The 22,954-nt window shown below is 54.2% G+C and carries 26 protein-coding genes; 12 read left to right on the forward strand and 14 right to left on the reverse strand.

The window, feature by feature from the left end:
• Positions 1–11: 11 nt before the first annotated feature.
• From RZA33_RS15805 to RZA33_RS15815, 3 genes are all read left to right on the forward strand, one after another.
• Positions 12–452, forward strand: a complete 441-nt coding sequence (locus tag RZA33_RS15805; protein ID WP_317508665.1) for an ATP-dependent zinc protease — start codon at positions 12–14, stop codon at positions 450–452.
• Positions 453–494: 42 nt separating this feature from the next.
• Positions 495–1,403 (forward strand): 30S ribosomal protein S6--L-glutamate ligase, encoded by a 909-nt coding sequence (rimK, locus tag RZA33_RS15810; protein ID WP_317508666.1) that lies wholly within the window; start codon positions 495–497, stop codon positions 1,401–1,403.
• Between the two features lie 82 nt (positions 1,404–1,485).
• Positions 1,486–1,932, forward strand: coding sequence for a hypothetical protein (locus RZA33_RS15815; RefSeq protein ID WP_317508667.1), 447 nt, complete (start codon positions 1,486–1,488; stop codon positions 1,930–1,932).
• Between the two features lie 31 nt (positions 1,933–1,963).
• On the opposite strand, the gene RZA33_RS15820 is transcribed toward RZA33_RS15815, so the two are convergent.
• From RZA33_RS15820 to RZA33_RS15850, 7 genes are all read right to left on the reverse strand, one after another.
• Positions 1,964–2,686: a SanA/YdcF family protein gene (locus RZA33_RS15820; RefSeq protein ID WP_317508668.1), complete on the reverse strand. Its 723-nt coding sequence runs from the start codon at positions 2,684–2,686 to the stop codon at positions 1,964–1,966.
• Positions 2,687–2,691: 5 nt separating this feature from the next.
• Entirely contained in the window at positions 2,692–3,261 is a 570-nt protein-coding gene (sufT, locus tag RZA33_RS15825; RefSeq protein WP_317508669.1) for a putative Fe-S cluster assembly protein SufT, read from the reverse strand.
• Positions 3,262–3,310: 49 nt separating this feature from the next.
• Positions 3,311–4,576, reverse strand: a complete 1,266-nt coding sequence (locus RZA33_RS15830; protein ID WP_317508670.1) for a cysteine desulfurase — start codon at positions 4,574–4,576, stop codon at positions 3,311–3,313.
• Positions 4,577–4,589: 13 nt separating this feature from the next.
• Positions 4,590–5,930, reverse strand: a complete 1,341-nt coding sequence (gene sufD / locus RZA33_RS15835; RefSeq protein ID WP_317508671.1) for a Fe-S cluster assembly protein SufD — start codon at positions 5,928–5,930, stop codon at positions 4,590–4,592.
• On the reverse strand, positions 5,927–6,676 hold the full coding sequence (sufC, locus tag RZA33_RS15840) for a Fe-S cluster assembly ATPase SufC (protein ID WP_317508672.1): 750 nt from the start codon (positions 6,674–6,676) through the stop codon (positions 5,927–5,929). The genes sufD and sufC overlap by 4 nt, the downstream gene beginning before the upstream one ends.
• A 74-nt stretch (positions 6,677–6,750) precedes the next feature.
• On the reverse strand, positions 6,751–8,193 hold the full coding sequence (gene sufB / locus RZA33_RS15845) for a Fe-S cluster assembly protein SufB (protein ID WP_317508673.1): 1,443 nt from the start codon (positions 8,191–8,193) through the stop codon (positions 6,751–6,753).
• A 75-nt stretch (positions 8,194–8,268) separates the two neighbouring features.
• Positions 8,269–8,733: an SUF system Fe-S cluster assembly regulator gene (locus RZA33_RS15850; RefSeq protein WP_317508674.1), complete on the reverse strand. Its 465-nt coding sequence runs from the start codon at positions 8,731–8,733 to the stop codon at positions 8,269–8,271.
• A 304-nt stretch (positions 8,734–9,037) separates the two neighbouring features.
• Between RZA33_RS15850 and RZA33_RS15855 the strand changes: the two genes are divergently transcribed.
• The gene (locus RZA33_RS15855) at positions 9,038–9,241 is read left to right on the forward strand and encodes a putative motility protein (RefSeq protein ID WP_317508675.1); all 204 of its coding nucleotides are present in this window, start codon (positions 9,038–9,040) and stop codon (positions 9,239–9,241) included.
• Positions 9,242–9,337: 96 nt separating this feature from the next.
• On the opposite strand, the gene RZA33_RS15860 is transcribed toward RZA33_RS15855, so the two are convergent.
• The 3 genes from RZA33_RS15860 to RZA33_RS15870 all read right to left on the reverse strand — a co-directional run bounded on the left by RZA33_RS15860 (position 9,338) and on the right by RZA33_RS15870 (position 10,685).
• Positions 9,338–9,679, reverse strand: a complete 342-nt coding sequence (locus RZA33_RS15860; RefSeq protein WP_317508676.1) for a zinc ribbon domain-containing protein YjdM — start codon at positions 9,677–9,679, stop codon at positions 9,338–9,340.
• A 114-nt stretch (positions 9,680–9,793) separates the two neighbouring features.
• The gene (locus tag RZA33_RS15865; protein ID WP_317508677.1) at positions 9,794–10,270 is read right to left on the reverse strand and encodes a YbhB/YbcL family Raf kinase inhibitor-like protein; all 477 of its coding nucleotides are present in this window, start codon (positions 10,268–10,270) and stop codon (positions 9,794–9,796) included.
• A 40-nt stretch (positions 10,271–10,310) separates the two neighbouring features.
• Positions 10,311–10,685 carry a DUF393 domain-containing protein gene (locus RZA33_RS15870; RefSeq protein WP_317508678.1) on the reverse strand — a complete coding sequence of 125 codons (375 nt, stop codon included), beginning with the start codon at positions 10,683–10,685 and terminating at the stop codon, positions 10,311–10,313.
• A gap of 97 nt (positions 10,686–10,782) precedes the next feature.
• Here RZA33_RS15870 and RZA33_RS15875 point away from each other — a divergent pair, with 97 nt between their 5' ends.
• Positions 10,783–11,244, forward strand: coding sequence for a flavodoxin family protein (locus RZA33_RS15875; RefSeq protein ID WP_317508679.1), 462 nt, complete (start codon positions 10,783–10,785; stop codon positions 11,242–11,244).
• A gap of 74 nt (positions 11,245–11,318) precedes the next feature.
• Here RZA33_RS15875 and fadA read toward each other — a convergent pair whose 3' ends face one another.
• A complete protein-coding gene (gene fadA, locus RZA33_RS15880; protein ID WP_317508680.1) occupies positions 11,319–12,497 on the reverse strand; it encodes an acetyl-CoA C-acyltransferase FadA in 1,179 nt (392 codons plus the stop codon).
• Between the two features lie 23 nt (positions 12,498–12,520).
• Positions 12,521–14,719 (reverse strand): fatty acid oxidation complex subunit alpha FadB, encoded by a 2,199-nt coding sequence (gene fadB / locus RZA33_RS15885; protein WP_317508681.1) that lies wholly within the window; start codon positions 14,717–14,719, stop codon positions 12,521–12,523.
• Positions 14,720–15,014: 295 nt separating this feature from the next.
• Between fadB and RZA33_RS15890 the strand changes: the two genes are divergently transcribed.
• Positions 15,015–16,166 (forward strand): DUF5924 family protein, encoded by a 1,152-nt coding sequence (locus RZA33_RS15890; protein WP_317508682.1) that lies wholly within the window; start codon positions 15,015–15,017, stop codon positions 16,164–16,166.
• Between the two features lie 76 nt (positions 16,167–16,242).
• Entirely contained in the window at positions 16,243–16,695 is a 453-nt protein-coding gene (gene slyA, locus RZA33_RS15895) for a transcriptional regulator SlyA (protein WP_317508702.1), read from the forward strand.
• On the opposite strand, the gene RZA33_RS15900 is transcribed toward slyA, so the two are convergent.
• Positions 16,674–17,243 (reverse strand): preprotein translocase subunit YajC, encoded by a 570-nt coding sequence (locus tag RZA33_RS15900; protein ID WP_317508684.1) that lies wholly within the window; start codon positions 17,241–17,243, stop codon positions 16,674–16,676. The genes slyA and RZA33_RS15900 overlap by 22 nt on opposite strands.
• Positions 17,244–17,408: 165 nt before the next feature.
• Here RZA33_RS15900 and RZA33_RS15905 point away from each other — a divergent pair, with 165 nt between their 5' ends.
• Positions 17,409–17,861 (forward strand): universal stress protein, encoded by a 453-nt coding sequence (locus RZA33_RS15905; protein WP_317508685.1) that lies wholly within the window; start codon positions 17,409–17,411, stop codon positions 17,859–17,861.
• Positions 17,862–17,924: 63 nt separating this feature from the next.
• Here the strand turns inward: RZA33_RS15905 and RZA33_RS15910 are convergent, their stop codons facing one another.
• Entirely contained in the window at positions 17,925–19,841 is a 1,917-nt protein-coding gene (locus tag RZA33_RS15910; protein WP_317508686.1) for an ATP-binding cassette domain-containing protein, read from the reverse strand.
• Positions 19,842–19,954: 113 nt separating this feature from the next.
• Between RZA33_RS15910 and RZA33_RS15915 the strand changes: the two genes are divergently transcribed.
• From RZA33_RS15915 to RZA33_RS15930, 4 genes are all read left to right on the forward strand, one after another.
• Positions 19,955–20,818 (forward strand): TatD family hydrolase, encoded by an 864-nt coding sequence (locus tag RZA33_RS15915; protein ID WP_317508687.1) that lies wholly within the window; start codon positions 19,955–19,957, stop codon positions 20,816–20,818.
• 1 nt (position 20,819) lies between these two features.
• A complete protein-coding gene (locus RZA33_RS15920; protein ID WP_317508688.1) occupies positions 20,820–21,305 on the forward strand; it encodes a hypothetical protein in 486 nt (161 codons plus the stop codon).
• A gap of 123 nt (positions 21,306–21,428) precedes the next feature.
• Positions 21,429–22,424 carry a DUF2795 domain-containing protein gene (locus tag RZA33_RS15925; RefSeq protein ID WP_317508689.1) on the forward strand — a complete coding sequence of 332 codons (996 nt, stop codon included), beginning with the start codon at positions 21,429–21,431 and terminating at the stop codon, positions 22,422–22,424.
• Positions 22,424–22,939, forward strand: a complete 516-nt coding sequence (locus RZA33_RS15930) for a DUF2795 domain-containing protein (protein ID WP_317508690.1) — start codon at positions 22,424–22,426, stop codon at positions 22,937–22,939. The genes RZA33_RS15925 and RZA33_RS15930 overlap by 1 nt, the downstream gene beginning before the upstream one ends.
• Positions 22,940–22,954: the final 15 nt, after the last annotated feature.

Raw genomic sequence — 22,954 nt, forward strand, 5'->3', positions numbered from 1 at the left:
AGGAGCGAGCTTTGAAGGAATTACCCTATCAGGCTAAAGCGGTTATTGGTCGTCGTGAGATGGTGACGTTACCTGAGCTTGGGCTCCACCTTTGCTGCAAAGCCGACACCGGTGCACGCACATCTGCCCTGCATGCGGAAGAAATAGACACTCATGAAGATGAACATGGGCAATTGTGGGTGAGTTTTATTACCCACAGCGGAGGACCGGAAACACCGGCTCACCGTTATAGTCTGCACTTGCATGATAGACGCCGGGTCACCAGTTCCAATGGCCATAGCGAGTGGCGCTATGTGATCCGCACCCCAATGCAAATGGGCGAATTAAATTTTACCGTTGAACTGACCCTGACTGACCGCAGCAATATGCGCCATCCGATGTTACTAGGACGCCGCGCATTGCGACGTCTGCTTGTTGCACCCGGCGCCGCTTTTTTGCACGGTGAGCCTTAACCCCTTATTTAATCGCCTTAATTTAGGCCCGGAGTCTTCTACATGCATATCGCTCTGCTTTCGCGCAATCGCAATTTGTACTCTACCCGCCGCTTGGTGGAAGCTGCAGAGCAGCGCGGGCATACCGCCCGCGTGGTGGACACGCTACGCTGCTATATGAGTATTACCTCTCACCACCCCTCGATTCACTATAAAGGCGAAGAGATTGAGCCTTTCGATGCAGTGATCCCGCGCATTGGGTCATCGGTGACCTTTTATGGCTGTGCGGTGTTGCGTCAGTTTGAGATGATGGGCACCTACGTCATCAACGATAACGTCTCGATCACTCGCTCGCGAGACAAGCTGCGTTCGCTACAGCTATTATCGCGTAAAGGCCTCGGCTTACCGATCACGGGGTTTGCCCACTCTCCCGACGATATTCCTGACTTAATTACCATGGTAAAAGGCGCACCACTGGTCATTAAGCTACTCGAAGGCACCCAGGGGATTGGCGTCGTACTGGCGGAAACCAACCAGGCAGCAGAATCGGTGATTCAAGCGTTCATGGGCATGAAAGCCAACATCATGGTGCAGGAGTACATTAAAGAAGCGCGTGGCGCCGATATCCGCTGCTTAGTAATCGGCGATAAGGTGGTGGCTTCCATGAAGCGCCAGGCGGCAGATGGAGAGTTTCGCTCTAACCTGCACCGCGGCGGCACCGCCAGCGTGATTCGGATTACCCCCGAAGAACGCTCTACGGCTATTCGAGCGGCAAAAGCCATGGGCCTGCGCGTAGCGGGTGTCGACTTGTTGCGCTCTAATCACGGGCCGGTAATTATGGAGGTTAACTCTTCTCCGGGTTTATTTGGCATTGAAAACGCCACCGGCAAGGATATTGCAGGCATGATTATTGAACATATTGAAAAAAACGCCGTGCCCACACGCAAGGCTCCGCCTAAGCCTAAAGGTTAGGACAAAAAATATATCTGTTACAGGGGTGGCAAATTGACGCTGCCCCACTCACAATCTGCGTCACCGAAGGAGGTAGACGCTCATGTTTCTCGATAATCGCCAAGTGGCGATGGACAGCGTATTGGAAGCGCTGGCCGATAGCATTGATTATTTCCAAGACAATATCGAACGCTTGCGGCCCTCGCTGCGCGATGCTCTAAAGCCTCATTACACCGAACGGCTTAAACAGATGCGCAAGCTGCAGGAACTCGCCCGTGCGCATTTGAAAATGCTGCCTCGCGATGCCGACGTTGAGCGTGATGATTTTCTCTGGCTATGGAGCCGCCTGAAAAGCTTTGTCGGCAACGACAGTCAAGTGCTGATCAATGAGCTATTGGAGCAAGAACGAGTATTAATGCAGGCCCTTTCTTCACTGTTTACTCACCCCTTGCCCGACCCGATCGAGCCAGTGGTAGAAGAGTGCATGCGGGGCTGTCGTAAGCTGATACGCGAGCTGTATACGCTGCAAAAGCGCAAAACGCATCGCTGATATGTGGCGAAGCCTGAGTAGGCAAATGTTCTTAAGGGGCGATAAAACGCTTATTTAACGCTGGCAGAATAAGCTCAATGGGGGGCTGCGACGGCAGCTCAATGGGTTCTGGTGTGCCTAGAAAATAGGGTTCCCGTTTCCAAATATATAGATCGCCTAGGGTGGCCACCCGCGCCGCCCACTCGCGCAGTTTTAAGCGCCACCCCACTTTTACCGTTGAGTCATCCGCCACACAGCCAGTGACATCTATCCCTAACGCCCGACCAATATATACCGCGCGCGGCAGGTGCCAGCTCTGCGTGATCAATAACGCCCTCTCGAGCTGAAAAACATCCTTGGCACGCGCCAGCGTGTCGTAGGTACTAAAGCCAGCAAAATCCATGGTCATCTGCCCAGACGCGACACCGCGCCGATACAGTTCCCGCCACATCGCCCTTGGCTCGTTATACGCCTGAGTACGGTTATCCCCTGAGAGCAGCAGGTGCTCGACACTCGCTTGATCAATTAATGTTGCCGCTGTACGCATGCGAGCATGAAAATGCGGGTTGCGTACACCGCTACGCGTCCAATGAGACGTACCGAAAACAACCCCCACTTTATCGGGGCGACATTGCTGGGGTTGCTTTTCGATATAGGCAGCCGTAGTGGCCACCACCCAAAAATTACCCGCTATAAACAACAATATCGCCAGCAGCAATAGTGCTCCTAGCGACATTAACAAACGCTTTAGCCATATCAGCAAAACGTTATGCATCTGGCTCAAAACATGCCGAGTTCAAGCTTAGCCTCGTCACTCATCATGTCACGGCTCCAGGGCGGACTGAAGACGATTTCGGTGTGCACTTTGCTGATTTGCGGCGCACCGAGAATCTTATTGCGCGCATCCGCAGCGATCACATCGCCCATCCCACAGCCAGGGGCGGTCAGCGTCATACGGATAGTCACCATGCGTTCACCGTTGATTAAGCGCTCAATGCGGCAGCCATAGACCAGCCCTAAATCAACAATGTTGACGGGAATTTCCGGGTCAAAGCAGGTGCGTAGCTGATCCCACACAAACTGCTCTATCTCCTCTTCCGTTGCCGTATCGGGCAACGTAGGGCGCGGTAACGGCTCAAGACCTAAGGCATCTAAATTGCTGCCCTCAACCAGAAAAAGACGCCCCTCAAATCCTACGCTCACCGAGCTACCTTTCGCTTGCATGACGCTCACCGTGCTATCTTCGGCCAACGTTTCCGTACTGCCAAACGGAATCGCAATAGCCTCCACATCACGCTGGAGGGGCAACTGCTGTCCTCGTTCGAGGCTAGCGACTTGCTCAAGATCCATAGCTGTCCTTAAATAGCTGTTCTAAAGAACGGGCCTTAAATAACCGCCCTTAACGCACCATATTAATGACACGCTGAAGTGCTTCGATAAAGCGGTCTACTTCTTCCAGCGTATTATACGCCGCAAAAGAAGCACGGCACGTCGCGTCTACCCCGAAATGATGTAACAACGGCTGAGCGCAGTGATGCCCGGTACGAATAGCGACACCCAGCTGGTCAATCAGCAGACCAATATCCTGGGAATGCGCGCCGTCCACAATAAAGGAAAGAACGGCAGCTTTATCGGGCGCTGTGCCTAAAATTCGCAGGCCGTCAATACGGCTCGCCGCTTGCGTCGCATGCTCAAGTAGCTGCCCTTCCCAGGCACCTATCGCACTCACACCGACGCTCTCCATCCACTCCAACGCCCGCCCCAGGGCGATCACTTCAGCCACCGCCGGCGTACCCGCTTCAAACTTATGCGGAATCGCCGCGAAGGTCGTGCCCACGTCAAAGGAGACGGTGTCGATCATCTCACCGCCGCCCTGCCAAGGAGGCATCGCTTCAAGCAATGCCTGCTTACCGTAAAGCACGCCAACACCTGTCGGCCCATACACTTTATGGCCCGAGAAAGCATAGAAGTCGGCATCAATGGCTTGCACATCGACAAGCTGGTGAGGCGTAGCCTGAGCCCCATCGACCAAAATCAACGCGCCCTGCTGATGAGCAAGTACGGCCATCTCCTGGACTGGATTAACCGTGCCAAACGCATTAGAGACATGGTTCACCGCCACCAGCTTAGTGCGTTCACTGAGCAGCTCACGGTAGGCGGCCATATTCAATGCGCCGTTGGCCTCGACGGGAATCACCTTGATAGTGAAGCCAATTTCAGCGGCTAACAGCTGCCAGGGCACAATATTGGAGTGGTGCTCAAGCATCGAAATAAGCACTTCATCACCAGGGGAAAGGTTTTTCCGCCCCCAACTTTGCGCCACCAAGTTAATCGCTTCTGTGGTGCCACGAGTAAAGATGATCTGACGCGCATCTTCCGCGTTGAGAAACGCCCGAACCCGATGTCGCGTGCCTTCAAATGCTGCTGTCGCCTCATCGGCGAGCGTGTGCAGCCCACGGTGAATATTGGCGTTATAGCGCGAGTAGTAGTCGCTAAACACGTCAATCACCTGCTGAGGCGTCTGGCTAGTCGCTGCGTTATCCAAATAGATCAGCGGCTTGCCGTGCACCTCACGGGCCAAAATCGGGAAATCCTGGCGCAGCCGCGCGACATCTAAAGGCGCTTGCGCGCGGGTTGGCGCTGACTCAATAACGGTATGTGGCATCGAACACTCCTGGTTAGTCGTTGAGAGCAACCGCGGTTTCTACCAGCCCCGCCAAATTAAAGCGCTCTGGCAGCTTGCCAGCGACCGCTAGTTCAACGCGCTCGGCAATCGCGTCCAGACTGACCTTATCCAACACCTCACCGGCAAAGGCCAGCGTCAGTAGTCCACGTGCAGTGGCTTCATCAATGCCACGGGTACGCAGCACATAGATAGCGTCTTCGTCCAACTGGCCGGTGGTGGTGCCGTGGGAACACTTAACATCGTCGGCATAGATTTCAAGCTCGGGCTTGGCGTCGATGTGGGCCCGATCCGAAAGCAGCAGGTTTTGGTTGCTTTGATAACCTTCGATCTTTTGGCTGTCGCGTTTGACGTAGACTTTGCCGTTAAACACGCCGTGGGCGCGGTCATCCAGAATACCCTTATAGTTCTCGTTGGAGAACGTCAACGGCGCATTGTGATTCACCTTGGTGTGGTTGTCGACGTGCTGGCGACCCTGACCAAAGAACAGACCCAGAAAGTTGGTTTCCGCGCCCTGACCATTTAAATCACTGATCAGGTCGTTGCGCACCAGCGCACCGCCCAGGCTCAGGTTATAAGAGGTATAGCGCGTATCGCGACCCTGCTCCACGTGGATACTCGCAACGTGCATATCGCCCAGCGGCGCTTCTTGCAGCTTGTAGTGGGCCAATATAGCGCCACGATCAAGCATCAGCTCGCCCACCACGTTGGTGAAGTTTGTCGCTTCGCTTTCACCGGCGTAATGTTCAATCAGCGTGGCTTCGCTGCGGCTACCTGCTTCCACTAGCACGCGCGGGTGACACATTACCGGCTGACCAGCGCGGGACAGAAACTGCAGTAGGATAGGTTTCTCAACCACTGTTCCCGGTGCGATGCGCACCACAGCACCCTCTTCCATAAAGGCTGTATTCAGCGCCGCAAAAGGTGAGAAATCGACCCCGGTTAAGCGCCCCAGCGGGCCACCAACGGCTTCGTGATTCTCCGCCAGTGCCTTGGAAAGCGGTAATACCTGAACGCTTGACGGCAGCGAGTCCACATCTGAAAGCGCTGACGAGAAAACGCCGTCTACAAATGTCAGACGATAAGCGTCGATGGGCAGCGTTAGCGCCGCAGCGCTGGCTGGGGAGAACTCGGCGTCATCGGCCAGGGCAAAATTGCCCCGGGCAATTGAGCGCACGTCGGTGTACTTCCACTCTTCATCGCGACGCGTCGGAAAGCCCAAGGCTTCAAACCGTGCAGCGCCCGCCTGGCGGCGCGCGGCAATCCAGGTGGGCTCCGCTTGATAGCCTTGGCTACGTGCTTGCAGCGTGTCTAAAAAGGTTTGCGTATCGCTCATGCCACAGACTCCTCGATACCTTCGTACCCGTTGGCTTCCAGCTGTTTGGCAAGCTCAGCGTCACCGGTTTTAACAATACGGCCATCAACCAGCACGTGGACTTGATCCGGCACAATGTAATCCAGCAGGCGCTGATAGTGAGTCACCAGCAGAATGGCGCGGTCTTGAGCGCGCAGGCTGTTAACACCGTCGGCAACGACCTTCATGGCGTCGATATCCAGACCCGAATCGATTTCATCGAGCATGGCAAGCTTGGGCTGGAGTACCAGCATTTGCAGAATCTCGTTGCGTTTTTTCTCACCGCCAGAAAAGCCTTCGTTCACTGCACGTTGCAGGAAACTGGCGTCCATTTTCATGTAACCGAGCTTCTCTTTGACCAGCTTCATAAACTCTGGTGCGGGCATCTCGCCTTCGCCACGGGCCACACGCTGGGCGTTAAGCGCTGATTTCAACAGGTAGATGTTTTTAACCCCTGGGATTTCCACCGGGTATTGAAAGCCCAACAGCAAACCGGCCTGGGCGCGCTCTTCAATTTCCATCTCGAGCACGTCTTTGCCTTCAAAGGTAACCGTGCCCTGTGTGACTTCGTAGCCATCTTTACCAGCGATGACCGCCGATAGCGTCGATTTACCCGCGCCGTTAGGCCCCATGATGGCGTGTACTTCACCGGCGTTGATGGTCAGGTTGAGGCCTTTAAGAATCTCATTACCTTCGACGGTGACGTGTAAATCATTCACTTGCAACATATTGATTACCTTTCTGATTCTTGCGTGTCGCCAGGGCGACACGGGTATAATTAAGTAAAATAAAGGGCCAACGGTTAACCTACCGCGCCTTCCAACGTGACGTTGAGCAGCGCTTCGGCTTCGACCGCGAACTCCATCGGCAGCTCTTGGAAAACGTCTTTACAGAAACCGTTAACGATCATGCTGACGGCGTCCTCTTCCGAGATACCGCGGCTCTGGCAGTAGAACAGCTGATCTTCCCCGATTTTGGAGGTAGTCGCCTCATGCTCAATGGTCGCTGTGCTGTTGCCAATTTCTTGATAAGGGAAGGTATGCGCACCGCTCTTATCGCCGATCAGCAGCGAATCGCATTGGGTAAAATTGCGCGCCCCTTTGGCCCGTGGGCCGATTTTCACCAGCCCACGATAGGACTGGTCGCTTCTGCCCGCTGAGATGCCCTTGGCGACGATATACGAGCGGGTGCCCTCACCAATATGAATCATCTTGGTGCCGGTATCCGCCTGCTGACGACCATTGGTAACCGCGACGGAGTAGAACTCGCCGATGCTGTCTTTACCGCGCAGTACACAGGACGGGTATTTCCAGGTGATGGCCGAACCGGTTTCCACCTGGGTCCAGCTAATCCGTGAGCGGTCGCCACGGCAGTCACCGCGTTTGGTAACAAAGTTGTAGATACCGCCAACGCCATTTTCATCACCGGGGTACCAGTTCTGAACGGTAGAGTATTTGATATAGGCGTCGTCTAGCGCGACGAGCTCGACCACCGCGGCGTGAAGCTGGTTTTCATCGCGCATCGGCGCCGTGCAACCTTCCAGGTAAGAAACCTGTGCACGGCTTTCGCAAATGATCAGCGTGCGCTCAAACTGGCCGGTATTGGCAGCGTTAATACGGAAGTAAGTCGACAGCTCCATCGGGCAGGTCACGCCTTCCGGCACAAACACAAAGGAGCCATCGGTAAATACGGCAGAGTTTAGCGCCGCAAAGTAGTTGTCGTTTTGCGGGACGACGGTGCCCAAATACTGTTTGATCAGCTCCGGGTAATCGCGGATGGCTTCAGAGATCGAGCAGAAAATCACCCCTGCTTCACCAAGCTGCTTTTTAAAGGTAGTGGCGACCGACACCGAGTCGAACACGGCATCTACCGCCACCCCCGCTAGCGCAGCACGCTCGTGCAGAGGAATACCTAGTTTTTCGTAGGTTTCCAATAGCTTGGGATCCACTTCATCCAGGCTCTGCGGGCGGTCTTCCGGGCGTTTGGGTGCACTAAAGTAAGAGATGGACTGGTAATCAATCGGTGGATAATCGAGATGCGCCCAAGAAGGAGCCTCCATCTTCAACCACTGACGGTAGGCATCAAGACGCCACTCAAGCATCCACTCGGGTTCGCCTTTCTTATTAGAGATAAAGGCGATGGTGTTTTCATCCAGGCCAGGTGGCAGGGTGTCGCTTTCAATATCGGTTACAAAGCCATCTTTGTATTCGCGACGAACCAACTGTTCCATTTCTTCGCTTGCCATGGTGATACCCTCCGGGCAGTTGGGTGGCGAGGTCATCGCCTTAAATAATTAATAAGGCCTGTTTCTACGGTGCTGTTAGGCAGTCGCTGTCGACAGGCTGATCGTTTGAATCGGCATTTGCACCGGCAGTTTAATCGGCGCGTTATCCGCCAGGTGCGCGAGTGTCACGCTTTCAAGCAGGGTGCGCATTGCCAATGAAACCCGTTGCCAGTTGTCGGCCACGCTGCAGGTCGCTACCAGCTCACAATCACCTTCTGCTTGACTGCACTCGGTCATAGCCACGGGGCCCTCAATCGCCGCGATAATATCGGCGGCGGTAATTTGCGACGCTGGGCGCGCAAGCCGATAGCCGCCTTGGACGCCACGCTGAGACACCAGCAGCCCTGCGCGCACCAGCATTTTGAGCGTCTTACTCACAGTGGGGTGCGGCAACTGCACGGCATCAGCCAGATCAGCCGCTGCATGCGATGCTTGGGAATGACGGGCAATTTGCGCCATCACCACCGCGGCGTAGTCTGTCAGCCGAGAAAGCTTGAGCATGTCGACCCCCTTGAGCGTTTTTGGTACGCGGCATTTTGATTCGCCGCAGCGTGTATTGAGGACCATTTTAGTCCTGTATAAATTTGATGTGAAGCCCTTGAGCAAAATGGTTATCAATTTGTGGAAAATAACGGCACGTTCGGTGCAATTAGCATCAAAAACGACAATCATTATCATTTAAAAAAGCTATCACCGCACGTATGGCAAGCGCTTGCTTTGCACGTCTTGGCGGGCTCTGTTAGCGTCTATATCGCAGTCAAAGCCATTGTTTGCGTATGGCAATGCTCAATTTAAGGAGACAAAGATGGATTCAGCGGTCAGCAACGTGGTCAATGCAACCGTGGCGCTTCAGCAGTCTCAAGTGGCTCAAGAGGCGCAGATTAGCGTTTTTAAAGAGGCGTTAGACGGGCAGGCAGCGCATATCAACGCGCTAATGGATAGTGTTGCGCTGGGCCCACAGCTGGCGACCAGCGGCAGCGTCGGCACACAGATTAATACGACTGCCTAATCAATGTGATGGTTTTGGTATAGGCAAATAACAGACAAATAGCCCACTGACCGAGGCCAGGGGCTATTTTTTGTTAAAAGCGAAGCAATCTCGAGGTTACGCTTTTTTAACAAACTCGGATTTAAGCTTCATCGGGCCGATGCCATCAACTTTACAGTCAATATCGTGATCGCCATCCACTAGGCGAATGCTTTTCACTTTAGTGCCTACTTTTACCACCAAGGAACTCCCTTTAACCTTTAAGTCCTTGATCACCGTAACGCTATCGCCATCGACCAGCCTATTGCCGTTGGCATCCCGCACGCCTGGCATGTCATCAGCACCCTCTTCCTGTGCCACCTTTGACCACTCGTGACCACACTCGGGGCACACGTATTGAAGCCCATCGTCGTAGCTAAACTCAGAGGCACAGGCAGGACAGTTGGGTAGATCGCTCATTAGAAGGCTCCATCGCGGGGCTAATACAAAGGACTCGCACAAAGAACTAATACAAGGACTAAGAAAGCGATGGAGCCTACACGGGTTAGCCAGAATGTCCAGCTTACGGTTACCTCAGCCGCGCTGATAAGTCCCCACCAAGCGATTCATACCGAGCAGATGAGGCTCTACTTCTTTCAACAGCTCACTCAGCGTCAAGCCTTCAGGTAGCGACGTTTGATGATCCAGCGCCAGCACCCAGAAGTAGTAAAGATGCTTTCCATGCCCTTCTGGCGGCATTGGGCCCGCATAGCCAACCTTGCCACTGTCGTTCATTCCAGCGTCACCCAACGCCGTCTTTTCGGTTAACTCCTGAATATCGCCGGGCAAGTTGTAGAGCACCCAGTGTACAAAACCGTAGCTTCCCTCTTTAACCAACGGCGCATCCGGGTCGTGGCAGATGACGGCAAAGCCCTGGGTACCATCGGGGGCATCCTGCCAGGCCAGCGCTGGCGATACATCTTCACTTTCCCCAGTGTGTTTGGAAGGAATCGCTTGGTGATCAGCAAACGCCGGACTGGTAACCTTCATTGATGAAAGTGCAAATGCCATCTCTATCTCCTTGGTTTATCTGATGTGTCGTTGGCTGGCTTTAAGTGGGCCACCGCCCCTGCGCCTGCAAGCGGCGCTTAACCCAAACATCATAAAGCTTGCGCAACCCTGTTTTAATGCCCGGTAGACCAATGATCCAGGCGATCGGCATCAGTAAGGGTATGCGCGCCATTAATAAACGGTAAGCATCAATACCTTCAATGAGCTGCCCGTTGGCGGTTTCGACATGCAGCGAACGTAACGCCGTCTCTGGCTCAACCCCTTTGTCGCGCAGCATCTGTTGATGCTCAGTGACGTCAAGCCATGCGATATCACCAACGTTTTTGCCCGCCCAGCGTTCATAGCGGCGCCGCTCTTTGCGACACAGCGGACACTCTGCATCATAAAAGACATTGATAGCGCTTTGACTCGGCATATAGGCTCTCTAAACAAGATGATCTAACCAGTGTGGCATTTTCGACACCTAGCGCAAGCCAATGAATCGAAGCCATACTCTATTTGAGAATATCTGCATGAAACAGCTATTAGTGATTGCCCATGCTCCTTCCACCAACACGCGCCTTTTGCGAGAGGCAGCCTACCTTGGCGCTTGCCATCCTGATCTCGACCAAGTGAACTGTGTGGTGAAAGCGCCCCTGGAAGCAGGCCCTGAAGATGTTCTCGCCTGCGATGCGATTCTGCTCGGTACCACGGAAAACCTGGGCTACATGAACGGCGCGCTCAAGGATTTTTTTGATCGCAGCTACTATTCAGTCATTGAAAAGAAACAGGGATTACCCTGCGCGCTGTATATTCGCGCGGGGCACGATGGCACCGGCACCCAGCGGGCGGTGGAAAGCATTGTTACCGGCTTACGCTGGCGGTGGGTACAGCCGCCGCTGATTTTGCGCGGTGAATGGCAGGAAGCCTTTATTGATCAGGTGGAAGAACTGGGGCTTTATGTGGCAGCGGGGCTAGATAACGGCATATTTTAGGCCCTAATATATGCAAAAACGGCACCCAGGGTGCCGTTTTGTAGTGCCGATTTAAACCGTAAAAAGCTAGGTGGTTATTTCAGCCGTTCAAACACCGTCGCGACACCTTGCCCCATGCCAATACACATGGTGGCTAGGCCCAGGGTGGTATCGCGCTGCTGCATAACGTTCAACAGCGTGGTGCAGATACGCGAGCCGGAACAACCTAGTGGGTGACCCAGCGCAATGGCGCCCCCGTGCAGGTTGACCTTATCGTCCATCGCCTCCAGGAAGCCGAGGTCTTTCAGCACCGGAATCCCCTGAGCGGCGAAGGCTTCGTTAAGCTCAACGGTTTGAATATCCGCCGCGGAAAGGCCAGCGATTTTCAGTGCTTTCTTTGACGCGGGCACCGGGCCATAGCCCATGATTGAGGCATCGCAACCTGCTACACCGGTCGAAAGCACCCGAGCAATAGGCTCTAAGCCCAGTGCTTGAGCACGCTCATAGCTCATTACCGCCATCGCCGAGGCGCCCACGGAAAGCGCGGAGGAGGTACCTGCGGTCACCGTGCCGTTACGCGGATCGAACACTGGCTTCAAATTGGCCATTGATTCCAGGCTGGCGTCTTCACGAATCACTTCATCGCGCTGAACCATAAACCTAAAACCGCGCTGGTCGTGGCCTTCAACACCGATGACTTCGTTGTCAAAGTAGCCCTTTTCCATAGCTGCCTGGGCACGCTGGTGAGAGCGCACGCCAAACTTATCCTGCTCTTCCCGGGAAACGCCGTGCATTTTACCCAGCAGTTCGGCAGTCAAACCCATCATCATCGCGGCTTTCGCTGCGTACTTGCTGGCCGCCGGGTTAACGTCAACGCCGTGAGCCATGGGGACGTGCTCCATGTGCTCAACGCCGCCGATGATAAAGAAGTCGCCCATACCGGCTTTAATATTGGCCGCGGCGATATGCAGCGCGGTCATCGAAGACCCACACAAACGGTTGACCGTTTGGGCCGGCACAGAACGCGGAATACCGGTCATGATCGCCGCGTTACGGGCAATGTTCATGGACTGCTCTAACGTTTGGTTGACGCAGCCCCAGATTACATCGTCCACTTCGGACGGGTCTAGGTTGGGATTACGGGCAAATAGCGCCTGCATCACCGCAGCTGATAGATTTTCAGCGCGAACGTTGCGAAATGCGCCATTCTTGGCTTTCGCCATGGCGGTACGGACACCGTCAACCACCACAATATCTCTCGGACTCAAACTCATCTTATTTCTCCTATGGGTGGTGGTTAGGCCTGGTTGTCAGAAACGGCGCCGGACTGATCATTAGAATAGAAAAGCTCATTGTTTTGAGCCATTTGACGCAGCTTGTCGGTGGGGGCGTAAAGCGGGCCCAATTCTTCAGCAAGCCCTTCCGCTAGTTTCACAAACTCAGCAACGCCCATGGCATCAATATACCGTAGCGCACCGCCGCGGAACGGCGGGAAGCCAATGCCGTAAATCAGTGCCATATCGGCTTCGGCAGGCGTCGCCACGATGTCATCTTCCAAGCAGCGCACGGTTTCCAGGCACAGCGGCACCATCATGCGGGCGATAATATCTTCGTCAGAGAACTCTTTTTGCTCTTTGACCACTTCTTTAACTAAGGCATAAGCCGCTTCATCGGTAACTTTCTTCGGCTTACCTTTTTTATCTTCTTCGTAGGCATAAAAGCCCTTATCGTTCTTCTGGCCTAAGCGGTCATTGTCGTACATAACCTGAATGGCGGTTTTACCCTCACGTGCCATACGGTCAGGGAAGCCTTCAGCCATGACCTCGTTGGCGTGAACCGCCGTATCCAAGCCGACCACGTCCAGTAAGTAGGCGGGACCCATGGGCCAGCCAAATTTTTCCATCACTTTATCAACACGCTGGAAATCAGCGCCTTGCTCAACCAGGAGACTAAAGCCACCAAAGTAGGGGAACAGCACGCGGTTGACTAAGAAACCGGGGCAGTCATTCACCACAATCGGCGTTTTGCCCATTGCCCGCGCGTAGGCCACGGTAGCGCCAACGGCGGCGTCAGAGGTTTTCTCGCCGCGAATGACTTCCACCAGCGGCATGCGATGCACCGGGTTAAAGAAGTGCATGCCGCAGAAATTCTCGGGACGCTTGAGGTTCTGCGCCAAACGGTTGATCGAAATCGTCGAGGTATTGGAAGTTAAAATGGTGTTTTCGCCCACCAACCCTTCGACTTCGGATAGCACTGCGTCTTTGACCTTGGGGTTTTCAACCACCGCTTCGACGACGAGATCGACGTTACCGAAATCACCGTAGGAGAGCGTTGGGCGAATATTGGTCAGCTTTTCAGCCATCTGCTCGTTGGTAAGCTTATTGCGCTCTACCTGCTTGGCAAATAACTTACGCGCTTCTTTCAAGCCTAATTCTAGTGCTTCGTCCTTAATATCCTTCATCAGGATCGGGGTGCCTTTGGAAGCACTCTGGTAGGCGATGCCACCGCCCATAATACCCGCGCCCAATACAGCGGTTTGTTTCACCGGCTGGGCCTGTTTTTCGTAGCGGCCAGCTTTCTTCTTAACCAACTGATCATTCAGGAACAGGCCAACCAAGTTAAACGCTACGCTGCTCAGCGCCAATTTGGCAAAGGCTTTGGCTTCAATCGCTTGGGCACGGTCACGCGCTTCGCCGGCGCCTTTTTGAATCACTTTGATCGCTTCGATGGGTGCCGGGTAGTGCGGGCCAGCCTTGCCAGCTACATAGCCTTTGGCAGTTTCAAACGCCATCATCTGCTCAATCGGGTTGAGCTTCAGCGGGCTGGTCTTTTCAGCACGGCGCGCTTGGTAATCAAGCTCACCGGCATTGGCACGGTCAAGTATATCCAGCGCGGCAGCATCTAGCTGCTCCGCTGTTACCACCGCATCAACGGCGCCCATTTTTAACGCTGCATCGGCACGGTTTTCGGTACCACCGGCAATCCACTCAATGGCGTTGTCCGCACCGATTAGCCGTGGCAACCGAACACAGCCACCCCAACCAGGCAGGATGCCAAGTTTGGTTTCCGGCAAGCCGATCTTGGCTTTTTCACTCATTACCCGGAAATCGGTGGTCAGCAACACTTCGCAACCGCCGCCTAGGGCCAGCCCATTGATCGCCGTGACAGTCGGGAAGGGTAGGTCTTCGATAGCGTTAAAAATAGCGTGTACCTTGAGGTTCATCTCAACGAGGTACTCTTCGCCTTTATCGAATAGCGTGTGAAATTCGGTAATATCGGCGCCGACGATAAACGCGTCTTTACCGCTGGCAATGATCAGGCCCTTTAAACTATTTTCAGCTTGAAGGGCTTTTACTGCCTCGCCTAGCTCTGCAACCACGGCGCTTGAGAGTTTATTGACAGACTCATCTTTCAAATCGAAAGTGAGCATTGCGATGTCATTGCCACTCGGGGTGTCACGACGTGTCACCGTGATGGCGTTGCCTTGGTAGATCATCCGTGCTCTCTCCACGTTACGGGCTGGCTCTAAAAAAGCCCGCCACACTATTTAGACGATTTTCATACGGTCGTTTGATTACGTTAGCTTGGTTGAGTTGAATGCCAACGTCAAGCCCAGACTTTTGGCTAATTTACCAATCTACTCGGACCCGCTCTTCCCTGCATACGTTCATTTGGCAAAGCCTGCTGGGTTTAGACCGACCATAATGAATAAAGCGGATGCGAGGTAGATCAGCGTTAAGTCTGGCAGCCTGTTAGAATCGCGCTTCCTTTTATTCTGCAGGCTACCTTGTATGAGTACACTGCTCACGCCAGCGCGAATTGCCTTCGTCCAGAATGGCATCGAAAATATTGTCGAGCGACTTAAACCCTGGACTTGGCTTTGGCCGCCTATGGCCTTTGCGGCGGGTTTAGGTAGCTTCTTCCTAGTCGACCGCCAGCAGTGGTTAGGTGCGGCCTTGGCGCTGGGTTTGCTTTTTGCGTGGGCATTACTACTTTCAGAAAGCTTAATCAGCCGCTGGCTCTCCAAGCGAGGGCACCCCACCCCACCGCGTGGTGTGGCAACCTTTATTGCCCAGATGATTCACCAGGAAACGCTTTTTTTCACTCTGCCGTTTATTTTGGTGACCACGGTCTGGAACAGCGGACAAACGCTGTTTGCCCTATTGGTTGGGGGCATGGCGCTACTCTCTATCATTGATCCGTTCTATTTCAAAATCGCGGAACGCTGGCGCAGCCTCTACTTTGTGTTTCACGCCCAGTGCGTTTTTCTAGTATTGCTGGTCACGTTGCCGATTATGCTGCATCTCACCACCGGGCAGAGTTTGTTGCTGGCCCTGGGCATTACTATTCTGGTCGCCCTCCCCAGCTTTTGGCACCTACTAAAGCAGAGTTCCATACAACGCTGGTGTGCTTTCTTTGCGCTCACGCTGGTACTCGCTTACGCCGCGTGGGTCGGACGCATCTGGGTGCCGCCAGCTAGCATGTGGATGACCAACAGCGCGCTATCCCCCGGCTTTGATGTTGAACAGCGCCTACCCCAAGGCTCAATGACACTGACCCCGCAGGCGATTAGCGAAAATGGCCTCTATGTCTACACTGCGATCCGCGCGCCACGAGGATTAAGTGAAACCATTACCCACGCTTGGCATCATAATGGGGAAGCCCTTGACGTAGTGGCGCTAAATATTGACGGTGGGCGCGAACAGGGTTACCGCGCCTGGAGTCATAAACAAAATTTTCCTGCTGACCCTGCAGGCAACTGGCGAGTCGATATTATGACCGCCAGCGGCCAGCGCTTAGGTTTAATACGCTTTGAAGTATCAGAGGATGTCGAGAAGGCTTCCCAGGCCAATGCCGACATTCATGCTAGCGGTCTAAGCGGTATGAATTTAGGGCGTTTTGTGCCAGGCAGCACTGACGATGACGCTCAAACGGCGGATTGAATGGCTCTGAGCCTTGCATTCATTGGCGCAGCTTATGACAATTCGCCTACTCACACTTATTGGTAGCTCGTTAACTATGGCTTCAACGATTGGTTTTCGCATCGCACGTTTGCCGCACCTATGGCGTTCAATTCTGGATCGACGACTGGCGCCCCTAGGCTTAACGCAGACGCGTTGGGTCACGCTCTATCATCTGTGGCGTTTAGGTGAAGGGCACCCCCAATGCGACTTGGCCCGCGCCATCGGCGTTGAGGCACCCTCGCTAGTACGCACGCTAGGCCAGTTAGAAGAACAGGGCTTGGTGGAGCGGCGCGCCTGCGATAATGACCGCCGCAGCAAGCGGATCTATTTGACGCCCGCCGCCATGCCGTTGTTGGAACAAATCGATAACGTTGCTCAACAGGCACGCAAGGAGATGTTTGCGGGATTAAGCGAGGAAAATCTGGAACAACTCAACGATTGGCTAGCCATCATTGAATCAAACGGACTGGCAATTCAGGCCCGCGATCAAGATGGCCCCGTTTCCTGATCACCTGTTGCTTGGCTTCCTGACAGTGCGCCAACATCAAGCGGTTTGTTGATAGGCCGATCAGCATGGCCCTCAAGGGCATCTCGCAATTGCTGGAACTCGGGCAAATAGGACGCAAACCGCTCAGCGGTTTGCGATTCCCACCACCATAACGTCAGTGTGTAACGGGTTGACTGCACCACCAGCGCATCCTGAGGCAAGCGTTCCAGGAGTATTTTCAAAGGCACCGTCGCCGCCTCAGGTAGTGGGCGCAAGGGCGCAACCCGCCAACGCCAACCGGCATGATAAGGCGCCAAAGCGTCACTGGCATCGCTATCTCTCACCAGCAGAAAATCCGGCCCGGGCCTTTCCTGCGGATAGTGCCAACGATACGCAGGCATCGTACCCCTAAAATAGTGAAGCGGCGGTTTTTCCAGCTTGATCTTAACGCCCTTTTCGGCGATATGGGCGCGCAGCGTTTGCTGACGCTTTTGCCGCGGGCTAGGTTTCAGCCACATTACCGGCGCGATGACAAACATCAGAATTACGACAATAATTAACCAGTCCATCTCTACATTTCCCTCAACATAAGCCGCACTCAATAAGCTAACCGATAAAACCATGACCTGGGTCGTTGTTAAGGCTTAATCCGTTGTTAAAACAAGTCACTCCATCTAAAGTAAGGGACATCGTACAAAGAGCCTCTTTGTTACCCAATGCCAAGGAGATACGCCATGAGCTATCACCACATTTTAGTTGCCGTTGACTTAACCAAAGATTCCCACAAAATCCTTGAACGCGCCGTTGCGATTGCTGAACGCAACGATCAAGCCAAAATCTCCATTATGCATACCCTGGAACCGCTTGGGTTTGCTTACGGTGGCGATATCCCCATGGATTTGACCAGCATCCAAGACCAGTTGGATGAACATGCCAAAAAACGTTTAGCCGAAATTGCCGCCCCGCATATTGCCGAGGCTGACCAGCACGTTGTGGTGGGCATGCCCGACACTGAAATTCACCGTTTTGCTGAAGAGCACGGCGTAGACCTAATAGTGGTTGGGTCCCACGGCCGACACGGTTTCGCTCTGCTGCTCGGCTCCACCTCCACCGGCGTGCTACACGGCGCCCAGTGCGATGTCCTCGCGGTGCGAGTCGGTAAAAACGGTGAAAAAAGCGTCGAGTAATTTCCTGCGCTTTACTGCTTATAAAAAAAGGCGCCCATGCGGCGCCTTTTAACGTTCTAAAGTTTACTCGCCAGCCGCCATCGCTTCCAGCTCCATCCAGCGTTCCATCGCGACTTCTAGCGCCTTCTGCACTTTTTCAAGCGATTGCAGTTTAGCCGTGACAGCGTCGGCATCCTGCTGATAAAACGCCGGGTCACCGATTTCACTCTCCAATGCCTCCACCTGCCCCTCAAGGCGTTCGATTTCGGCGGGCAGCGCATCTAATTCACGCTGCAGATTATACGAGAGTTTGACGCTTTTCTTGGCCGTTGCAACAGGTGCTTCAGCCACTTTTTTGGGCGCTCCTGAGGTGGGTTCGGTGCGCTGACGCGCCGCCCCTTCCCAGGGCGCCGGGGGCAGTTTGCCACCCTGACGAATCCAGTCGGTATAGCCGCCCACGTATTCGCGCACAACGCCATCGCCTTCAAAGGCCAACATGCTGGTCACCACGTTATCCATAAAGGTACGGTCGTGGGATACCAGCAGCAACGTGCCGTCGAAATCGAGCAGTAGCTCTTCAAGCAGTTCAAGGGTTTCCATGTCGAGGTCGTTGGTCGGCTCATCGAGCACCAGCACATTAGCTGGCTGAGTGAACAACTTGGCCAGCAGCAGGCGGTTGGACTCACCACCTGAAAGTGCTTTCACCGGCTGGCGTACCCGCTCGGGTGTAAACAGGAAATCCTGCAAGTAGCTCATCACATGACGATCTTTACCGCCCACGCTGACCCGGTCACTGCCTTGAGCAACGTTGTCGTAGACGGTTTTTTCCAGCTCAAGCCCGGCGCGCAGCTGATCAAAATAGGCCACTTTCAAATTAGTGCCCATCTGCACCTTGCCTTCAGTGGGTTCCAACTCACCCAACAATATCTTCAGTAGTGTTGTCTTGCCCGCGCCATTGCGGCCCAAGAAACCGATTCGATCGCCGCGCAGTACTTCAAGGTTAATATCGCGCAGTATCACCTCATCACCGAACCGCTGGGTCACGCCTTGCAACTCAACAACGCGCTTGCCGGTGCGTTCACCACGATCCACCGTCAAGTTGGCATTACCTTGACGCTCACGGCGCTGGCTGCGTTCATTGCGCATCGCTGCAAGCTCCCGAACTCGGCCTTCGTTACGGGTACGCCGCGCTTTAACACCCTGACGAATCCAGACTTCTTCTTGGGCGAGCTTTTTATCGAACTCGGCGTTTTCACGGGCTTCCACTTCAAGCTCGTGCTGTTTGCGTGCCTGGTACTCTTCGTACTTGCCGGGATAGCGCCCTAGCTGGCCACGGTCTAGCTCTAAAATATTGGTCGCCAGCTTGGAAAGGAACGCCCTATCGTGGGTAATCAGCAGCACCGCGCCGTTAAACGCCAGCAGTTGCTCTTCCAACCAGGCAATGGTGTCTAAATCCAAGTGGTTGGTCGGCTCATCGAGCAGCAGTAGATCGGGCTCGGCGACCAGGGCGCGAGCCAAGGCGACGCGCCGACGCCAACCACCGGAGAGCGAGCTCATCTCGGCCTCGGGCGGTAAGCCTAAGCGGGTCAGCACGGTGTCGATACGCTGGTGATACGACCAGCCATCGATAGCTTCCAAGCGCGTTTGCAGCGTCGCCATACGATCCATATCGGGGTCAGGATCATTAATTAAATGATCGTATTCGGAAAGCAGCGCCCCCGCTTCCGGCAACCCTTGGGCCACCATATCAAAGATGGTCAGGCCCGATGACTCAGGTAACTCCTGGGCCAACACACCAATTTTGAGGCCGGGCGCACGCCAAATCGAGCCATCGTCGGGCAGAATCTCCCCCGCCACCAATTTAAGCAGGGTGGACTTGCCGGTGCCGTTGCGCCCGACCAGCGCCAGCCGCTCGCCTTTTTCAACCGTCAGGTCGGCGCGATTGAGTAGTACATGGTTACCGTAGGCGAGTTGCAGCTGTTCGAGTCGTAGCAGGGTCACGCGGAGTCCTCCTTAGTCGTAAGGCGCACAGTGTAACGCATGAGCGATCTGATTAGTCGATGTCAGCGCTTACCGTTACAATGAGAGTTTGATAATTCAATGGAGAGTGACGCTTGGCTACGCCTTTCGCAGATGATTTCTTACCCGAGGCGTTACAGTTTCGCCCCAACGTTCCGTTGGTCGATATTGGCGCGAACCTGACCCATGAAAGTTTCGGGCGCGACCTTGAGGCGGTTATTCAGCGTGCCCAGGCGGCGCAGGTAACTACCATGATCGTTACCGGCACCGACCTTGCCCACGCTGAGCAAGCCGTTGAACTAGCCAAGCAGCACTCAGGCTTATACACGACCGCCGGGGTACATCCCCATGACGCCAGTCACTGGAACGCCGACCTTCAGCGCGCCATGGCGGCCCTGCATGCCATGCCGGAAGTAGTGGCCGTAGGTGAATGTGGCCTGGATTTTAATCGCAACCTCTCGACGCCCAGTGAACAGGAGCGTGCGTTTGAAGCCCAGCTGGCCCTGGCGGCGGAGAGCGGTTTGCCACTCTTTTTGCATGAGCGAGATGCGGGCCAACGGATGCGTGAAATACTGCATGCGTGGCGAGACGATATCAGCCACGCAGTGGTCCACTGTTTTACCGCCGACCGCGATACGCTATTTGGTTATCTCGACCTAGACTTACATATAGGCCTGACCGGCTGGATTTGTGACGAGCGGCGCGGTCATCACCTGCGCCCGCTAGTAAGCGATATACCCTTAGAGCGTTTAATGGTAGAAACCGACTGCCCTTATCTATTGCCCCGCAACTTACCGGCAAAGTTAAAGGGCCGCCGACACGAACCCGCGTTGCTGCCATGGATTGTCCGCGAGATCGCCCAGTGGCATGGCGTCAGCGAAACTGAGCTAGGTGCGGCAACCACACAGACCGCCCAGCGTTTTTTCCGCCTTCCAGCGGAATCTTTAGAGGAGTCATAGCGTGGACGATTATCCAGGGTTTATAGCCATTGAAACAGGCAAAGATGATGGCCTACCGCTCGCCATTGCCTGGTCGCTGCCCGATGGCAGAGTGAAACAAACATTGATCCAGCCCGACGACAGCTGGATCAAAGAAGATACCAATGCCATGGGCGCCTACAGTATGGAAGAGCTGGAGAGCCTGGGGGTTAGTCCCCTCGAAGTGATTCGCGAGCTTGAGAACGATCACTTCTCTGCCACGCTTTACACCAGCGACAATAATGATGATGAAGCAGCGCTGGCGCGGCTATTTGACACCTATGGACTCGACCCTTTCGTGGAGCTAGCCCCCGCCTGTGAACTTTATCCTTCTGTTAGCGCTGGTGAATGGCACCGCCAACGGCGCGAAACCTTTAGCGAGCTAGGCCTGGAGCCGATGCGCCCCGAACATGAGCTGGAAGTTATGCTGTCGATGCATCAGCGCCTAACCGAAGAGAGCAATGGCTAACGTACATTTGCACGTTAGAAAATACTCTGCTAACTAACAGTTAAGCTAGTCTTTTTAAGCTTAAGCACAACCTTGAGGATACTCCCCTTGACGGCATAGCCACTCTTACACAGGAGGTGACAGATGACGGATTATGTTGAGGAAGGCGATATCTATTTCTTTTACCGACCCAAGGTCGATACACAAAGCATTCAAAACCTTGATGATATTCAGCGCCTATACGTCGTACTAGCTCCAGACGATATAGATTCCGCTCGTCTGTTTCTGGTAGGTAAGAAGCGACTGCCAGAGATCAACAAGGGCAAGCCCACGGCCACGGCTCGTGAGTGGATGATAAACGATATGACCGCAAAGCCGAAAAAAATTGGCGCGGCAATGGCTCCGCTTGAGTACGACACCAAGACCCAAGGCGAGCAGGAGCAGGGGGAAGCTATTCCCGCCGGGGAGGGTCGCTATGCACTCTTCTTGCGTGACAATAGTTCTCGCTTAGCGTATCGGCTTTCTAAGCCAGACAGTCCAGGAAAAGCACAGTCAACGCTGGGGATTCTTGCCGAGGCAAGCTACATCATCTCAGTACGTAATCCATCCATTGACGTCCCCGGCTTTCCTGACGCCAAACCGAAATACCCCAAACATCTAGCGAATAAGTTCGCCGACAAGCGTTGGCTAGAGATCGACGATAGTAAGCTACTCGACTATCCGAACGCCCAGTTTCTACTCATCGGGGCGCATGACGACCTCAACGAAGAGCAAATCTCCATTACTGGCAAAGCAGCCCTGTTTAACACACTGGGTCTAAAGAAGCGCGACTGGCCAGCCGAAGCACTTAAAGGCGGCACGCTCACAGAACCCGAGATGCAGCCAGAGACTAAATCGCCCGAAGGTGATCGTAGCAAGGGAGGAGAGCGTGGCGGTAAGACAGCCACCAACACGGCCTCAGCCGCTGGCATTGCTAAAGCGCTTAAGGGGATCGATTTTCCTTGCGGCAAGTCAGAGCTGATCAAACAGGCTAAGGCCAACCATGCTGCCGATGAAATTGTCGACGTATTGAACGACTTTCCCGACCAAAAGTACCAAACAATGGCAGATATCCAAAAAGCCGTTGGGGAGATACGCTAATGGCACAGTTCACTTGCGATATCTGTGGTGCCGAGTTTGAGCAACTGTCCCGCTACGAGCGACACATGCTTACCTCCCACCCTAAGCAGGCGATCTCTGCCGCTGATATTGAGAAAGCGCTAAAAGGGGTCGAGTTTCCCAAAACACGCAGCGAGCTTGTCGATGCGTTGAGCGAAGATAAGCAACAGGTTCGCAACATTATTCAACGGTTATCCGACCAGGAGTATCGTGATGCCGCTGAGGTCGCGCGTGCTTTTGGTGAATTGCGCACTCATGAGAAGGCCCCCAAAAACCAGCCCAGCAAAGCTGGTGGCGACCATGCCTTGCAAGCGCCGTCTGCAGCGCGCTTTGCTAGCCTGTTCGAAGGCATAAGTTTTCCTGCCAACCGCGAGCAGCTCATACATCATGCCTACCCGAATGCCAGTAAGCAGGAAATGCAGACCCTGAAGCAATTTGGCGACCACCGCTATCAAAGCATGGCCGACGTGACTCAGGAGTTGAATAAAGTCGGCTGAAGGCGCAACAAGGTG

It is taken from the genome of Halovibrio sp. HP20-59, assembly GCF_033052795.2.
Lineage (GTDB): Bacteria > Pseudomonadota > Gammaproteobacteria > Pseudomonadales > Halomonadaceae > Vreelandella.

Coding starts and splice junctions, on each gene's coding strand:
- rimK (WP_317508666.1), top strand. CDS start 495: ATGCATATCGCTCTGCTTTCGCGCAATCGCAATTTGTACTCTACCCGC.
- RZA33_RS15815 (WP_317508667.1), top strand. CDS start 1,486: ATGTTTCTCGATAATCGCCAAGTGGCGATGGACAGCGTATTGGAAGCG.
- RZA33_RS15820 (WP_317508668.1), bottom strand. CDS start 2,686: ATGCATAACGTTTTGCTGATATGGCTAAAGCGTTTGTTAATGTCGCTA.
- sufT (WP_317508669.1), bottom strand. CDS start 3,261: ATGGATCTTGAGCAAGTCGCTAGCCTCGAACGAGGACAGCAGTTGCCC.
- RZA33_RS15830 (WP_317508670.1), bottom strand. CDS start 4,576: ATGCCACATACCGTTATTGAGTCAGCGCCAACCCGCGCGCAAGCGCCT.
- sufD (WP_317508671.1), bottom strand. CDS start 5,930: ATGAGCGATACGCAAACCTTTTTAGACACGCTGCAAGCACGTAGCCAA.
- sufC (WP_317508672.1), bottom strand. CDS start 6,676: ATGTTGCAAGTGAATGATTTACACGTCACCGTCGAAGGTAATGAGATT.
- sufB (WP_317508673.1), bottom strand. CDS start 8,193: ATGGCAAGCGAAGAAATGGAACAGTTGGTTCGTCGCGAATACAAAGAT.
- RZA33_RS15850 (WP_317508674.1), bottom strand. CDS start 8,733: ATGCTCAAGCTTTCTCGGCTGACAGACTACGCCGCGGTGGTGATGGCG.
- RZA33_RS15855 (WP_317508675.1), top strand. CDS start 9,038: ATGGATTCAGCGGTCAGCAACGTGGTCAATGCAACCGTGGCGCTTCAG.
- RZA33_RS15860 (WP_317508676.1), bottom strand. CDS start 9,679: ATGAGCGATCTACCCAACTGTCCTGCCTGTGCCTCTGAGTTTAGCTAC.
- RZA33_RS15865 (WP_317508677.1), bottom strand. CDS start 10,270: ATGGCATTTGCACTTTCATCAATGAAGGTTACCAGTCCGGCGTTTGCT.
- RZA33_RS15870 (WP_317508678.1), bottom strand. CDS start 10,685: ATGCCGAGTCAAAGCGCTATCAATGTCTTTTATGATGCAGAGTGTCCG.
- RZA33_RS15875 (WP_317508679.1), top strand. CDS start 10,783: ATGAAACAGCTATTAGTGATTGCCCATGCTCCTTCCACCAACACGCGC.
- fadA (WP_317508680.1), bottom strand. CDS start 12,497: ATGAGTTTGAGTCCGAGAGATATTGTGGTGGTTGACGGTGTCCGTACC.
- fadB (WP_317508681.1), bottom strand. CDS start 14,719: ATGATCTACCAAGGCAACGCCATCACGGTGACACGTCGTGACACCCCG.
- RZA33_RS15890 (WP_317508682.1), top strand. CDS start 15,015: ATGAGTACACTGCTCACGCCAGCGCGAATTGCCTTCGTCCAGAATGGC.
- slyA (WP_317508702.1), top strand. CDS start 16,243: ATGGCTTCAACGATTGGTTTTCGCATCGCACGTTTGCCGCACCTATGG.
- RZA33_RS15900 (WP_317508684.1), bottom strand. CDS start 17,243: ATGGACTGGTTAATTATTGTCGTAATTCTGATGTTTGTCATCGCGCCG.
- RZA33_RS15905 (WP_317508685.1), top strand. CDS start 17,409: ATGAGCTATCACCACATTTTAGTTGCCGTTGACTTAACCAAAGATTCC.
- RZA33_RS15925 (WP_317508689.1), top strand. CDS start 21,429: ATGACGGATTATGTTGAGGAAGGCGATATCTATTTCTTTTACCGACCC.
- RZA33_RS15930 (WP_317508690.1), top strand. CDS start 22,424: ATGGCACAGTTCACTTGCGATATCTGTGGTGCCGAGTTTGAGCAACTG.